Here is a 522-nt window from a genome sequence, read left to right on the forward strand (position 1 = left end):
TCCTTGGTCAGAAGCTGCGTGAAAGGGCGGGCGCTCAGTATGAAAACGATTGCCACGAACAGCAGAACCAGAAACCAGGGTGGCAGTAGAATGATGACCGGCCCATAGGTATAGACGGTCCAAGCGTGTCTTCGACCTCGTGATAGATTTTGGGACATCCCAGTCCCCAAAATCGACTCGGCCTTTGACAACCTATTGGTGCCCCAGCCGTCCTGGTCACCAAGCACTACGCAACAACTTCGCAAGCTCGTTGCTGCTCCGTACTTGCCTCCCAATGACTGGACGCCGCGTTCGGAGGCCTACTTTGTTTTCCCTCTGGCGCAAGGCACGCCGGGAAAACAGTGCGGCCTCGCGGCTACTGGGGTCTACCAGCCTTCGCTTCGCTCTCCATGGCTGGCAGCGAGGGAAATGAGCGGCTGCAACAGCCCTGACTGGCCGTTTTTCAGCTTCTGGTGATAGAACAGCGAAAAAAACAGGACAAGCCCGAGCATGCCTGCCAGGTACAGATGATAACCCGGGTCC

At 56.9% G+C, this 522-nt stretch carries 1 protein-coding gene; it reads left to right on the forward strand.

What is annotated here, in order from left to right; genetic code table 11:
• The first annotated feature begins 139 nt into the window (after positions 1 to 139).
• Positions 140 to 412, forward strand: a complete 273-nt coding sequence (locus tag ACOCD2_RS26080) for a hypothetical protein (protein ID WP_419612032.1) — start codon at positions 140 to 142, stop codon at positions 410 to 412.
• Positions 413 to 522 lie beyond the last annotated feature (110 nt).

Source organism: Thiolapillus sp. (genome assembly GCF_048562965.1).
Lineage (GTDB): Bacteria > Pseudomonadota > Gammaproteobacteria > Chromatiales > Chromatiaceae > Thiolapillus > Thiolapillus brandeum_A.